Genomic DNA, 13,892 nt, shown 5'->3' with positions numbered 1-13,892 from the left:
GCTGATCGTCTTTCTGATCGACTCGCCGAACTCTCCCCGACCGTCGTTAACTCGCAGTCGTCGTCACCTCTGCGACGGGGTTTCCGTCTGCCGATATTCGAACGACGATCCTGTTGCCCGGTTCGAGAAGTGGCTCGTTGGTTCCTGCAAGTTCGACACTCGCAGTCTCACCGGTGCTCCACATCTCGTTCGTTGCGCTGTTGAACGGGCCAGTCGGTCCCGGTCGAAATCCGCTCGCCGAGAAGAACGGAACCGGCGGCTGGTGTTCGAGTGGTGTGCCGTTGACCCGGATGTGGATGACGAGCGTCTCGACAGAAAGCGAGTCGCCTGCCCGATGGACGAACGTCAGGCGGTCGGCGTCTGCATCAGCCGAGACGTCGATCACTGCCTGTTTCGGTTCTCGAAGCGACGGCGAATCCATCGCCACTGTTCCGATCGTTCCAGCTGAGACGAGCGTGACGACGACTAAGAGGACGGTTCCGACGATGGGAGAGAGGGCACGATTCGACACGGGCCGGAGTGGTTCCGTTTCCCTACTTCAAGTTTCGGATGCCCTGGTCGTCGAGTTCTGTTGTGTCGTCCCGTACGGCGTGAGCGTCACGTTAACCGTTTCCGACTTGTGGATGGCGGAGACGGTGAACGCCCGACTCGGGGAGACCGTCCAGAGGATTCCATCGCTTCCTGTTTCCCCGACATATGTGTCTCCGACCGAGATACGTCCGTTCACTGGGTCGCCGCCGGAATCAGTCACGTTGATGCGGAGTGGACCGCCGGGATACGTTTTATTGACGACGATCTGGATGCTCGTCGTGTTGTTCCGGACTGGTTTCCCATACGGCACGTGGTTCTTCCCGAAGAGATCTTTGTACTGGATCTCGCGGAAGATCTCTTTCGTCCCGCTATCGAGGTACGCCTTGACCACGCCCTGTCGGTGGATGATATCGGTCTCCCAGATACCTGCGGAACTGTATCTGGGGTCGGTGTTCTCACGGAGGGTCTTGTTCTTCAATCCCGGATACTGCTCGACCGTTATCTCCTGTGCTTTCTGGTCTAGTATTGATTCGCTCTCCTCCGGCTTCCGATAATCTGCCCGGTACGCTTCGCGGATGTACTGGTCGTTTTCTACCATCGAGAGGACGACCCCGGAATTGGTCGTTGCTATGTAGATGGAGTTCGGCGTGGTGGTTCCTCGAAGGCTCTCGGCGATATGTGTCCGTACCGGTCCTTCCAGTGCGAACAGGTCTGCTCTCAGCGTCGACACTTCCGGGGAGAACCGTGGCACTTCGTTCGATAGCTCTTCCATATGCGAGATGGATCGCTCGATCTCGTGCGCACGGGAATCAAGTATGGCGAGTCGTCTTGCATACTCTCTCGAAGTCAGCTTCTGTCTATTGAACTGCTTACCCGCGGTTCGTTCCGCACTTTCCAGCTTGGAGAGCTGCTTTACGAGTGTGAATTTGTAGTCGATCAGTGCCTGTTTCTTGTGTTCTCGAGTTTTGGCGTTCTTCACTCGTTCGCTGAACGTGTACATCCGGCGCTGTGTCTCGAATTCGTTCTTATCCATTTCGAGGGCCGCACCGAGGCTGATCGATGGAGTTTTCGTCTCGGTTCGGTCAGGATCTCCGAGACTCAGCTGTGAGACGGTGTCGTTGAATCCCGGTGGTTTCACGGGGTTCTTTGCATCTATCTTGTCAGGCTCAGCTGGTGTCCCCGTTGCGATTGCCGCAGCAGGTGAACTGAGGGTAAGGAGGACTGCGAGTATGATGGGGACCACCCGGTTCATACGAGATACGTAGGAACCTCTTCATTAAAATACGTACGGGATTCTGAAGCTCTTGTATGAACGGTGGAACTGTGCGGAAATCATTTAAACCACTCTCTGATGTTTTATCGTTTGGATGGAAAGTATTTTCTTGCCCGATTGACCACACAAGGATATGCGGTCACACCCCGCCCTCCTCGTGGTCCTCCTTTCCCTCCTCCTCGTGGGAACCGCTATTGCGACGGGTGATTCGCAACAGTTCGGTTCCACGAGCCTCGATAGCGCTGCCGAAAATCAGACGAGGGTAAACGAGACGGCGGTGAACGGAACCACGATTCGGATCGTTCCACAACCGGACGGTGACGCCCGGTGGAACGTTTCGATGGAGTTCGCGCTTCGGAACCAGAACGAAACGGCTGCGTTCGAGAAGCTCGGCCAGGAGTTCGAACAGGGGAACACGGAAGTCGGATTCTCGACGGACTTGTTCCGTCGAATCGCCCAACACGTGGAGTCCGAGACCGGGCGTGAGATGAAGATCAGACAGATCGACCGAACGTACGCCGTCCGCAATCGGACAGGAACGCTGTATCTCTCGATCGTCTGGACGAACTTCACGCGCGTCGAAGGAGATCGGCTCATCCTCCGGGATGCGTTCTTGCTCGACGACGGAGAATCGACGTGGCTTCCGTCACTCTCTGGTGACCAGCGACTCGTCATCCACAACCCGGAGGGATATCGAATCCAGAACTCTCCGAACTTCGGCCACACCAACAGGACGATCCGTGTAGAAGGGCCAACGTCGTTGTATCCTGGCGAGATCGACGTGACGTACGTAGAAAATTCCGGCAAGGAAGAGCCCAAAGATGAGCCACTATCCCTCGAAAGTATCGTTCTCATCCTGCTCGCCATCGGCACTGGTAGTGCAGGTCTCTACGTTCTGATCCAGCGCCGTGACGACGAGTCAGACGACGACGCTCCCGAAGAGCGACCTGCCGTCTCGTCGGAACCCGAGCCAGAACCGGAGTCCGAACCGGAAGACGACGACCCGAATCTCGAACTCCTGTCCGACGAGGAGCGCGTCGAATATCTCCTGAAACAAAACGGCGGTCGGATGAAGCAGGCGAAGATCGTCACGGAGACGAACTGGTCGAATGCGAAGGTCTCCCAACTGCTTTCGTCGATGACCGACGAGGGGCGCGTCGACAAACTCCGCATCGGTCGTGAGAACCTCATCACGCTCCCGGACGAGAACGTAACCGACTTCGACAAAGAGTAAAGAAGTCGATTGGTACGCGAGTTCCATTGTCACCAGTTTCGAAAACGTTTACCCCCTTCCCGGCAACGAATCGAGCATGAAGGTCCTTGTAACGGTAAAAGAAGTCGCTGAACTCGCAGATGACTTCGAAGTCGAGGGGACCGAGGTTGACGATAGATACCTCGAGTTCGACCTGAACGAGTGGGACGACTACGCCGTCGAGGAAGGCGTTCAGCTGCAAGAAGCTGGCGTCGCCGACGAAGTAGTGACAGTCACCATCGGCCCCGAGCGCGCAGAGGAGACGATTCGGATGGCGCTCGCAAAGGGTGCAGACCGCTCGATCCGCGTCTGGGACGACGCGCTCGAAGACCCCGATCTGCTCGACGTGGAGACGAAGACACAGATTCTGTCGGCCGTCGTCGAGGAAGAAGACCCCGACCTCGTGCTGACCGGTGTGCAAGCAGGTGACGACGCCTTCGGTGCGACGGGAGTCTCGCTCGCCGACGATATCGGATTCCAGTGGGGCGCGGTCGTGAACGACCTCGATATGGACGCCGACGCAGGTGTCGCACACGTCCGCCGTGAACTGGAGGGCGGTGTCGAGGAGCTTACGGACGTAGAACTCCCTGCAGTTCTCACCATCCAGACCGGTATCAACGAACCGAGATACGCGAGTCTTCGCGGTATCCGCCAGGCCCAGAGCAAGGAGATCGCACCGAAGACGCTCGCAGACCTCGGTCTCGATGCCGACGCTGTGAAGAGCGACCTGAAGCTGACCGATATGTACGAACCCGAAAGCGAAAGCGACGCCGAGATCTTCGAAGGGAGTGCCGACGAGACCGCCGGGAAATTGGCTGACGTCCTCCGCGAGAAGGGGGTGGCAGAATGAGCGACGTTCTCGCCATCACGGAACACCGCCGTGGTGAACTCCGCGACGAGAGCTTCGAAGTCATCTCCGCCGGTCGAGAACTCGCTGCAGACGCGGGTGGCGACCTGCACCTCGCGGTCATCAGCGGCAACGTGGACGAATTCGCTGACAGCCTGAACCGCGAGGGCGTGGACACGATCCACACCGTCGAGTACGGCGAGGAGTTCAACCACGACGTGTACGTGCAGGCCATCGAGGCACTCTACGACGACCTCACGCCGACGTTCGTCCTCATGCCCAACAGCGTCAACGGACTGGACTACGCACCCGCGATCGCCAACCGCCTCAACTTACCGCTCGTGACGGACGCCGTCGGCTTCGAGTACGACGGAACGCTCGTGGCGACTCGCGAGATGTACGGATCGAAGGTCGAGACGACGGTGGAAGTCGAGGGTGACCAGTTCGCCATCACGACTCGTGGTGCCGAGTGGCCCGAGGCTGAGGGCGTCGGTGACGCCGAGGTCTCCGCGTTCGACTTCGAACCGGACGAGTCCGCGATTCGTTCGACCGTCACCGGATTCGAGGAGGTCGGCGGTGGCGACGTAGACATCAGCGAAGCGGAGTTCCTCGTCAGCATCGGTCGCGGTATCGAAGAGGAGGAGAACCTCTCGCTGATCGAAGACCTCGTAGAAGCGACAGGTGCGACGCTGTCTTCGTCGCGTCCCATCGTGGACAACGGCTGGCTCCCGAAGAACCGACAGGTCGGTCAATCGGGTAAACAGGTGACGCCGAAGGTCTACCTCGCCATCGGTATCTCCGGCGCGGTTCAGCACGTCGCTGGCATGAAGGGCGCCGACACCATCATCGCCATCAACACCGACCCGAACGCACCCATCTTCGACATCGCCGATTACGGTATCGTCGGCGACCTGTTCGACGTGGTGCCGGAACTCATCGAGCAGTTCAGCTAAGATCTTTCGAGCAGTTCGAACAGCGACCTTTTTCTTCTCGCTCGCGGACGAAGGAATATGACCGACGAGCGAGCGCGACCGCTGGCGCTCTCCGCCTACGAGATGCTGGCGGATGGCTACGCCGAGCGCGCGCCGACGAAACCATTCAACGCCGACCTCGAACGCCCGACGACGCAGGGATTGGTTCCGGATATCGAGGCATGGGACGTGCTCGACGCGGGATGCGGGCCGGGGATCACAACGGAGTTTCTGCTGGAGCGCGGTGCCGCAGTGACCGCACTCGACGTGAGTTCCGCGATGCTCGCGCACGCCCGCGAACGCGCGCCCTGCGCGAACTTCGTACTGTGTGACCTCGGCAGCGACCTTCCCTTCGAGTCGAATCGGTTCGACCTCGTCTACAGGCGGAGCAGGCCGAGTGCCTCGGGGCTTGACCCCGAGGCGGTTCACAGTTCGTTGGCGTTCGATTACGTCGAAGACTGGTTGTCGCTCTTCTCGGAACTGGGTCGCGTGCTTCGTGCTGGCGGGCTTTTCGTCTTCTCCTGTGGGCATCCCGTCGCGGATTTTCTCCACTTCGACCCCGACAACTACTTCGAGACCGAACAGGTGAGCGAGGTCTGGACGAGTTTCGGCGAGCCGGTCGAGGTACCGACCTACCGCCGACCGCTCTCGGCGATACTGAATCCACTGCTCGATGCGGGGTTTCGACTCGACCGCGTCGAAGAATCCCAACCCACTGCGAACTTCCGCGAGAAATCTCCGAAGACGTTCGAGCGCATCTCACGGGAGCCGACGTTTCTGTCGATTCGCGCCGTGATGACAGCAGACTGAACCCGTCACGTATTTGCGTCCCCCGTCCTGAAGCACACACGAATGGAGTACCTGAAGGCCCGCAGGACGCTCGTCGAAGACCGGTTGGAGGAAGTCGTCGAGCGGGTCGACCCACGCGAACTGTCGGATCGGCTGGCGCACACCGCGCTTTCAGGTGGGAAGCGAGTTCGACCAACTGTGGCCGTGCTGGTCTGCGAGGCGGCAGGTGGCGATGTCGAGGATGCCGTCGATTTTGCGGTCGGTATCGAACTCGTCCACGACGCTTCGCTCGTAGTGGACGACATCATCGACCGCTCGGATGTGCGCCGGGGGACACCGAGCGCGTGGGCCGAATACGGCCACGGTTCGGCTATCATCGCCAGCGATGGGATGCTCGGTGAGGCGTTCGAATTGTTCTCTCCTGACCCCCGCGCGATGGAGGTCGTTGCGGAGTCGATGATCGAACTCGGGATGGGCGAGGCGTCGGAACTCGTCGATCTCCCGTCGAACCAGTCTGAGTACATGGAACTCGCGCGCCGGAAGACGGGGGCGTTGTTCCGCGCCGCTGCCGAACTCGGGGCGCTGGCGGCAGGAAGCGACCCGGAAGCGGTCGATGCCTTCGGCGAGTACGCTGAACGAGTCGGCGTCGCATTCCAGATTCGAGACGACGTGCTCGACGCGACTGCTGACCCGGACGACCTCGGTAAGCCGACAGGACAGGACGAGGAGATCGGTCGCCCCTCCATCGTGCAGGTCACCGACCTGAGTGCAGACGAGGCGAACGAACTGGCCCACGACCAGTCCGAAGCAGCCCTGGCCGCCCTCGACCGGGTGAACGCACCGGATTCCGAAGCACTGGACTATCTCCGCGATTTCGCGGAGTTCGTCGTCACGCGCGAGCACTGACGTTTCCCGCGAAGCTCCGATAGCGCTTCTTCAAAGGCTCGATATTTGTCACACCCCGGTACTATCTCGTTTCGCCACGTCTCCGGCGGTGCCTCGGTATCCCTGCTTTCAGCTTCATAAACGCATTTGTCGGTACTGCCCAAACTGACCGATATGGAGAAAGTCGCTATCGACGACGTGGATAAGAGCGCCGTCGGAACCGACAGCGACCGCCGCAAACTATCCGGGCCACTGGGGACGACCGACGTGGCGATCAATCACTATCGGCTCGCTCCAGGTGAGGGACTCCCCAGCGGCCTCCACGCTCACAGAGATCAGGAGGAGGTGTTCGTCGTCGTCGAGGGAGAAGCGACCTTCGAGACGTACACGTCTTGGAGGGGTGGGGAGAGAGTTACTGTCGGCGCAGGCGAAGCGATCAGATTCGCACCCGGTGAGTTCCAGTCGGGCAGGAACGACTCCGACGACGAACTCGTCGTTCTTGCACTCGGGGCACCACGCGACAGCGACGACGTCCGCATTCCCGTCGACTGCCCCGAGTGTGCCCACGACGAGATGCGATTGGAGACGGGTGAGGGCGTGCCCACGTTCGTCTGCCCGGCCTGTGGTTCCGAGCGCGTTCCGCAGGGATGTCCCGAGTGTGGTCACGAACTCCGCGTCACGCTCGGTGAGGATGCCCAGACGGTCGTCGTCTGTTCGGCGTGCGATGCCGAGTTCGAGAACCCTCCGTTCGCCGAGTAGTTCCCACACTTCTCTACAGTTCGGACATCGAACTCCTCTCAGCCATCGCCGACAGGGACGCTCGTTGACGACACGCTTATCCGGCAGAACCGAATACGAACCTATCAAGCGTGGCTATCACGGACAAGATATACGTCAAAAACCATCGCCAGATCTCCTCGCAGTTGGATACCAACATCCCGAAGGGGGCGTTCAAGGGTGCGACACTGGACATCCTCTTTCAGGGAGAGGGACTCCAGAAACTGGACGAGGCGACCCGAGACCGCGTCCTCGACTTCGCCGAGGACTTCCTCGACTGCGACTGCCAGAGCAACCCCTACTGTGGCTGTCCGGAGCGGAAGTTCATGCGCTACCTGCTGGAACTGCGCGAGGGTGGTCTTGGCCCCGACGCCATCGTCGACGTGATGAGCGACGACTACATGGTGTACGCCTACTCGGGCGACATCCTCTCGTTTCTGGACGATTCGGTGCGCACGCTCGAAGCCATCGAAGAACTCGCAAACGTCGAGGGCGACGATTCGATGGAAGCGCGCGCCCGACAGAAGAAACACTCGCTGTCCGGGTAGTCTGTGTCGAAATAGCCGGAAAGCACCGTCTTCCTATCCGAGCTGGAACGGTTCGTCGGTCTCCAGTTCGTCGTCCAACTCTTCGAGGTGGATGACCTCCTCTTCGCTCTCGTCGTCCACCTTCATCTGGAGGTGGCGGACGAACTGCTTGTGCTCTTGCAGTTGCTCGCGGAGGTGTTCGGCTTCCAGTTCGAGTCGTTCGTGCTCGCGGACGAAGCTCTTGGGCACCTCGACTTTCGGCGGGAACGACGTGTCGTCGGTCTCTCCGATCTGATTCTCGGGAACGACCTGCACCTTCCCGTCGTGGGCGACCAGCATGTCCACGTAGTCGCGGAACACCGCCGACAGCGAGATGTCGCGCTTCTCCGCGATCTCCCGCAGGGTCTCGAAGGCGTCCTCGTTGACCCGGAAGGAGATCGTCTTGTTCTTGTTGCCCATCGTTGAGTACATTAGCGGTCTGACACCACTTAAGGTTTCGTCAGACGTTCGTTGGCCGTAACGATGAGATACATGTCGTCCGTCACAAATCGACGTGCTGGAAAGGGCCGTGGTTCAGCTTCGAACATTGTTCGAGAGGTTGCTCGACAACGTGGAACTACTGGATAAGATTCCGGGGTATCTCTGGGGAATCACCATTTTCGCGGTTTCGCTCGCCCTCTTCTACCTTGTCGGTCGATTCGTGTTAGAACCGCTGGCCAGGCGTGCGCTCCGGTTTCGAAACGTCAATCTCACCATCCGAGGAGCGATTCTGCGCGTCGTCCGCGCGGCAATCTGGTTCGCGGGAATACTCCTGGCGCTCGACCTCGCCGGGGCCGACGTGTTCAGTGCTTCCGCGACGCTTGCGGCCGCGTTGACCATCGCAGTCGGCTTCGCAACCCGCGACATCGCGTCGAACATCGTCGGTGGTATCTTCATCGTCACCGACCCGCGATTCAACATCGGTGACTGGATAGAGTGGACAGAAAACGAGGGCGTCATCGAGGATATCACCTTCAGGGTGACCCGCGTGCGAACCTTCGACAACGAACTCATCACGGTTCCAAACTCCGTGCTTGCGACCAACGCCGTGACGAATCCGGTCGCGGGCGATATGCTCCGCGTCCGTCACGAGTTTCCTGTCAGCTACGACTCAGATATCGACGCAGTGAGTGGGATTCTGCTGGAGGTAGCCGAGCACCACAGCGCCGTCCTAGACGATCCTGCGCCGTCGATTCGAATCGTCGACATGTCCGATTCTCGTATCGGTGTCGAGGTGCGATTCTGGATCGACGATCCGGAACACGCCGAGTTCGTGGCGGCACGGTCGGAGTTCTTCCGGCGAGTCAACCGACGTTTCGACGAGGCGGGAATCTCGCTAGCCGAATGTTAGTCAGTAGAACGCTACCATCCCTTCGACCAGCTTGTTCTCCGCCCGCCGCAGATGCTCTTCTAGCGTCCGGCGCTCGATTTCCATCTTCCCTGCGATGTCGGCAGTCGTCGTCTCGCGTGGAATGCGGTAGTAGCCCAGCTCGTAGGCCGTGACCAGCGCCTCCTGTTGACGGGAGGAGAGATCTGGAAGGGCGGTTTCGGGGGTGAGCAATGGGCGGTCGCCGGGCACCGTCGAGATTTCGCGCTTCGATTCGATGGTCACCGGAAACTCGGCCACGAGGTCGCGGTAGAGGTCGGTCAGATTCCTCGAATCGAGCGCGAGTACCCGACACCACTTCTCGCCTTCGGCGTAGCGGAGCGGGGGGACGAGCAAGCAACCGTGCTGGGCGAGAAACGATTCGACGGTGTCGGTCTCGCGGTCTTTCAGACACGTCTCGGTCATCGCCAGTCGCTCGTCGCCTTCGACCAGCAGCTCCTGGACGCCGACCAGTCCTTCGAGGTGTTCCAGTGCCGACCCTCCCGCCGGGCCGCTGACGTGGAGGAGGTCACAGTGGTCGTTACACCACAGTTCGATGGTCGTCTCGGTTCCGTCGGTCGCGTCCGCGCACACGCTCGGTTGCTCGATCCGCATCACGACCTCGTGCATCAGGCGTATTTCTCCCGGATGGTATTTAAAGAACCCTCCGTACGCGTGGCCCTGGCTATTTTGCGCTCGCGTGCGTATGACATAGTATGAACGACGGAGCAGAATCGCACGGCGTCGGCGAACCGAGCGACCAGTGGCGCGAGTATCAGGGCGCACCGACTGGTACTGACATCGAGTGCAAGGGCTGGCGACAGGAGGCGGCCCTTCGCATGCTGAACAACAACCTCGACCCGGAGGTAGGCGAGAAACCCGAAGACCTCGTCGTCTACGGCGGCACGGGTCGGGCGGCCCGGTCGTGGGACGCCTACGACGCTATCATGGCCGAACTGCGCGAACTCGACGACGACGAGACGCTGCTCGTCCAGTCGGGCAAGCCCGTGGGAAGATTTACGACTCACGAGCGCGCGCCCAGAGTGCTCATCGCCAACTCGAACCTCGTCGGGAAGTGGGACGACTGGGAGCACTTCCACGAACTCGAAGCGAAAGGACTCATCATGTACGGCCAGATGACCGCCGGGTCGTGGGCGTACATCGGCACGCAGGGAATCATCCAGGGTACCTACGAGACGCTGGCCGCCCTCGCAGACGAACACTACGATAGCAGCCTCGAAGGCAAGATCGTCGTCACGGGCGGTCTCGGCGGGATGGGCGGTGCCCAACCCCTCGCGGTGACGATGAATCACGGCGTCTGCATCGCTGCCGAGGTGGATGAATCCCGGATCGACCGACGTATCGAGACGGGGTACTGCATGGAGAAGACGGACGACCTGGATGAAGCTATCCGCAAAGCGACGGAGGCGGCCGAGGCGGGCGAAGTCTACTCCGTCGGCGTCCACATCAATGCCGCCGACATGCTCGAAGGGATGCTCGCTCGCGACTTCGTTCCGGACGTCATCACCGACCAGACGAGCGCCCACGACGAACTGGAAGGCTACTACCCCTCGGGCTACACGGTCGAAGAAGCCGACGAACTCCGGGACCACGACCCGGAAACGTACGTCGAGGAGAGCCTCGACACGATGGCACGCCACGTGCAGGGCATCCTCGACATCCAGGACGCGGGCGCGATCGCCTTCGAATACGGCAACAACATCCGCGGACAGGTGAAAGAACATCGGGATGTGGAGAATGCGTTCGACTTCCCCGGCTTCGTCCCGGCCTACATCCGCCCGCTCTTCTGCCAGGGGAAGGGGCCGTTCCGCTGGGCCGCACTGTCGGGCGATCCGGACGACATCCACCGCACCGACGAAGCGGTGAAAGAGCTGTTCCCCGAGAAAGAACAGCTCCATCGCTGGATCGACCTCGCACAGGAGCAGGTCGAGTTCCAGGGGCTTCCATCGCGCGTTTGCTGGCTCGGGTACGATACCGATGAAGATGGTCTCACGGAGCGTGCCCGCTTCGCGCTCCGGATCAACGACCTCGTCGCAGAGGGGGAGATCGAGGCTCCCATCGTCGTCACGCGCGACCACCTCGACGCTGGCTCGGTCGCCAGTCCCAACCGCGAGACGGAGGCCATGCGCGACGGCTCTGACGCCATCGCGGACTGGCCCATCCTGAACGCCCTGCTCAACTGCGCGGCGGGCGCTGACATCGTGAGCGTTCACGACGGGGGTGGTGTCGGCATCGGCAACGCGCTCCACGCGAACAACCACGTCGTCCTCGACGGCACCGATCTCGCGGCGGAGAAAGCTCGCCGCGTCTTCACGACAGACCCCGGAATGGGTGTGATCCGACACGCCGACGCGGGCTACGACGTGGCGATAGAACAGGCAGAGAAATCGAACGTTCCAGTCCCGATGCGAGACCGACGATGAGCGAGTTGACACACAGCTTCGAGTGGGTGGGCACGTCCACCGACCCGAACGACGAGCAGTTCGGCGACGTCGTCACATCGACCGACCTCGACACCGCAGCCGAGTTCGACGCCACCCTCGTCGGCGAACCGTACGACGGCGCGGTTATCGGCCGAAAGGGAGCGAGAGACGGCCCTGCGGCGATACGCGACGCACTGGACGGGACGAAATCGCACCACTTCGACGCCGGGCCGGTCGAGGCTATCGGTGACCTCGGCGACGTGACTGGACTCGGAGCGACCGACTCCGTCGAAAAAGCGCAGTCGGGGGTACGCGATATCGTCGCCACTGTCCACGAACAGGACACCTTCCCCGTCTTCCTCGGCGGCGACAACTCCCTCACGTACCCGAACGCCGAACCGCTCATGGATGGCGGTTCGCTCGGCGTCATCAACTTCGACGCGCATCTCGACGTTCGTGAAGTGCGCGGTGACCCGACCAGCGGAACCCCCTACCGCCAGTTGTTCGACGCCGGACTCGATTCGTACGCCTGCGTCGGTGCGCGCCACTTCGAGACGAGCACTGCCTATGCCGACTTCGTTCGCGAGCGGGACGGTGAAATCGTCACGGCAGAGGAAGTGGGCGACGATTCCGTGTCGGCCATCGACACCGCGCTCTCCGCGATGAGTGACGTGGATTCCATCTACGTCAGCGTCGACCTGGACGTGCTCGACGCCACGGCCGCACCGGGGGTCAGCGCACCCACGCCGGGTGGCATCACGACTCGCGAACTGTTTCGGATGCTCCGACTCACCGCGAGTGACGACCGAGTTGCCGGGTTCGAGGTGGTCGAATGCGCACCCGACCTCGACCGCGAATCATTCACCTCGAACGCAGGTGCACGGGCAGTCGCGCACTTCCTCGCCGCACTGGGAGGTGGCCGATGAGCGATTCCGACCACGGTCGAACGACGGTCGTCCACGACGCGGCGCAGATAATCACCATCGAGGACGATGGCGAACTCGGAATCTACGAGGACGCGGCGATCGGGGTAGTCGATGGCGAGGTCGCACGTGTCGGTGCGACAGGCCCCGTAACCCGCGAATATCCCCAAGAGAACGCAGACCACGCGATCGACGCCAGCGGAAAGGCAGTCGTTCCGGGCTTCGTCGACCCGCACACCCACGCCCTGTTCGCGGGTGACCGCTCGGACGAGTTCGAGGCGAAATTGCAGGGGAAGACGTACCAGGAGATCCTCTCGGAGGGTGGCGGCATCCTCCGTACCGTCCGGGCTACCAGAGAAGCCAGCGACGAGGAACTGCTCTCGAACCTCATCGACCACCTCGACATCATGCTCGCGCACGGAACGACGACCGTCGAAGTGAAATCCGGCTACGGTCTCGATACCGAGACGGAACTCCGGATGCTCGACGTCATCGCACAGGCCGACGACCAGCATCCCGTCGACGTGGTTCCCACGTTCATGGGTGCTCACGCAGTTCCGCAGGATCAGGACGCCGACGACTACGTGGACGAAGTGGTCGAAGAGCAGATCCCGGCGGTCGCAGCGCAGGGCATCGCACAGTTCTGCGACGTGTTCTGCGAGGAGGGCGTCTTCGACGTCCCGCAATCCCGCCGCGTGCTGGTGACGGGCGAGGAACACGGCATGACTCCGAAAGTCCACGCCGAGGAACTCGCGCACATCGGCGGGACGCAACTCGCCGCCGACCTCGGTGCGACCAGCGCCGACCACCTCCTTTACGCGACGCAGGAGGACATCGACGCCATCACCGAGGCGGGCGTGGTGCCTGTCTTACTCCCCGGCACCGCTTTCGGTCTCGGCGCGGACTACGCCGACGCACGAGCGTTCCTCGACGCGGGCGCACCCGTGGCCATCGCCACGGACTTCAATCCGAACTGCTACTCCCAGAGCATGGGATTCGCCACGTCGCTGTCCTGCGTCGAGATGGGGATGACCCCTGCCGAGGCGCTGGTCGCGGGAACGAAACACGCCGCGCAGGCGCTCGATATCGAGGACGGGAGAGGAACACTCCTGCCGGGAACGCCCGGCGACCTCGCCGTGCTCGACGCGCCGAGCTACGTCCACGTTCCCTACAACTTCGGCGTGAACGCAGTGGAGGCTGTGGTGAAAGACGGTGAGGTGGTTCATCGTGCGTAACCGCCCCGGTGGCGGGTTGTTTCGGAACGGACG

At 61.4% G+C, this 13,892-nt stretch carries 15 protein-coding genes; 11 read left to right on the top strand and 4 right to left on the bottom strand.

What is annotated here, in order from left to right:
- Positions 1-46 precede the first annotated feature (46 nt).
- Positions 47-511: a type IV pilin domain-containing protein gene (locus ACR3FE_RS11660; RefSeq protein WP_458207306.1), complete on the bottom strand. Its 465-nt coding sequence runs from the start codon at positions 509-511 to the stop codon at positions 47-49.
- Between the two features lie 27 nt (positions 512-538).
- Positions 539-1,783 carry a DUF7096 domain-containing protein gene (locus ACR3FE_RS11655; protein ID WP_458207305.1) on the bottom strand — a complete coding sequence of 415 codons (1,245 nt, stop codon included), beginning with the start codon at positions 1,781-1,783 and terminating at the stop codon, positions 539-541.
- Positions 1,784-1,937: 154 nt separating this feature from the next.
- Here ACR3FE_RS11655 and ACR3FE_RS11650 point away from each other — a divergent pair, with 154 nt between their 5' ends.
- From ACR3FE_RS11650 to ACR3FE_RS11620, 7 genes are all read left to right on the top strand, one after another.
- On the top strand, positions 1,938-3,038 hold the full coding sequence (locus tag ACR3FE_RS11650; RefSeq protein ID WP_458207304.1) for a helix-turn-helix transcriptional regulator: 1,101 nt from the start codon (positions 1,938-1,940) through the stop codon (positions 3,036-3,038).
- Between the two features lie 76 nt (positions 3,039-3,114).
- Positions 3,115-3,906 carry an electron transfer flavoprotein subunit beta/FixA family protein gene (locus ACR3FE_RS11645; RefSeq protein WP_458207303.1) on the top strand — a complete coding sequence of 264 codons (792 nt, stop codon included), beginning with the start codon at positions 3,115-3,117 and terminating at the stop codon, positions 3,904-3,906.
- Positions 3,903-4,856, top strand: coding sequence for an electron transfer flavoprotein subunit alpha/FixB family protein (locus tag ACR3FE_RS11640; protein WP_458207302.1), 954 nt, complete (start codon positions 3,903-3,905; stop codon positions 4,854-4,856). The genes ACR3FE_RS11645 and ACR3FE_RS11640 overlap by 4 nt, the downstream gene beginning before the upstream one ends.
- A 57-nt stretch (positions 4,857-4,913) precedes the next feature.
- A complete protein-coding gene (locus tag ACR3FE_RS11635) occupies positions 4,914-5,684 on the top strand; it encodes a class I SAM-dependent methyltransferase (protein WP_458207301.1) in 771 nt (256 codons plus the stop codon).
- Between the two features lie 42 nt (positions 5,685-5,726).
- Positions 5,727-6,569, top strand: coding sequence for a polyprenyl synthetase family protein (locus ACR3FE_RS11630; RefSeq protein WP_458207300.1), 843 nt, complete (start codon positions 5,727-5,729; stop codon positions 6,567-6,569).
- A 153-nt stretch (positions 6,570-6,722) separates the two neighbouring features.
- A complete protein-coding gene (locus ACR3FE_RS11625) occupies positions 6,723-7,307 on the top strand; it encodes a cupin domain-containing protein (protein WP_458207299.1) in 585 nt (194 codons plus the stop codon).
- A 110-nt stretch (positions 7,308-7,417) separates the two neighbouring features.
- Positions 7,418-7,873 carry a DUF5814 domain-containing protein gene (locus ACR3FE_RS11620; protein WP_458207298.1) on the top strand — a complete coding sequence of 152 codons (456 nt, stop codon included), beginning with the start codon at positions 7,418-7,420 and terminating at the stop codon, positions 7,871-7,873.
- 33 nt (positions 7,874-7,906) lie between these two features.
- On the opposite strand, the gene ACR3FE_RS11615 is transcribed toward ACR3FE_RS11620, so the two are convergent.
- Positions 7,907-8,311, bottom strand: coding sequence for a DUF8146 domain-containing protein (locus tag ACR3FE_RS11615; RefSeq protein WP_458207297.1), 405 nt, complete (start codon positions 8,309-8,311; stop codon positions 7,907-7,909).
- Positions 8,312-8,462: 151 nt separating this feature from the next.
- Between ACR3FE_RS11615 and ACR3FE_RS11610 the strand changes: the two genes are divergently transcribed.
- The gene (locus ACR3FE_RS11610; RefSeq protein WP_458207296.1) at positions 8,463-9,242 is read left to right on the top strand and encodes a mechanosensitive ion channel family protein; all 780 of its coding nucleotides are present in this window, start codon (positions 8,463-8,465) and stop codon (positions 9,240-9,242) included.
- Here the strand turns inward: ACR3FE_RS11610 and ACR3FE_RS11605 are convergent, their stop codons facing one another.
- Positions 9,243-9,887, bottom strand: coding sequence for a helix-turn-helix domain-containing protein (locus ACR3FE_RS11605; protein ID WP_458207295.1), 645 nt, complete (start codon positions 9,885-9,887; stop codon positions 9,243-9,245).
- 86 nt (positions 9,888-9,973) lie between these two features.
- Here ACR3FE_RS11605 and hutU point away from each other — a divergent pair, with 86 nt between their 5' ends.
- From hutU to hutI, 3 genes are read left to right on the top strand one after another with little or no spacing between them, the layout of a single operon-like run.
- Positions 9,974-11,701: a urocanate hydratase gene (gene hutU, locus ACR3FE_RS11600; RefSeq protein ID WP_458207294.1), complete on the top strand. Its 1,728-nt coding sequence runs from the start codon at positions 9,974-9,976 to the stop codon at positions 11,699-11,701.
- Positions 11,698-12,627: a formimidoylglutamase gene (hutG, locus tag ACR3FE_RS11595; protein ID WP_458207293.1), complete on the top strand. Its 930-nt coding sequence runs from the start codon at positions 11,698-11,700 to the stop codon at positions 12,625-12,627. The genes hutU and hutG overlap by 4 nt, the downstream gene beginning before the upstream one ends.
- Complete coding sequence (gene hutI / locus ACR3FE_RS11590; protein WP_458207292.1) at positions 12,624-13,859, top strand: imidazolonepropionase; 1,236 nt, start codon at positions 12,624-12,626, stop codon at positions 13,857-13,859. The genes hutG and hutI overlap by 4 nt, the downstream gene beginning before the upstream one ends.
- Positions 13,860-13,892: the final 33 nt, after the last annotated feature.

It is taken from the genome of Haladaptatus rarus, assembly GCF_054177585.1.
Note: the sequence above shows the minus strand (reverse complement) of the source record. Positions and strands in the feature narration are given on the sequence as shown.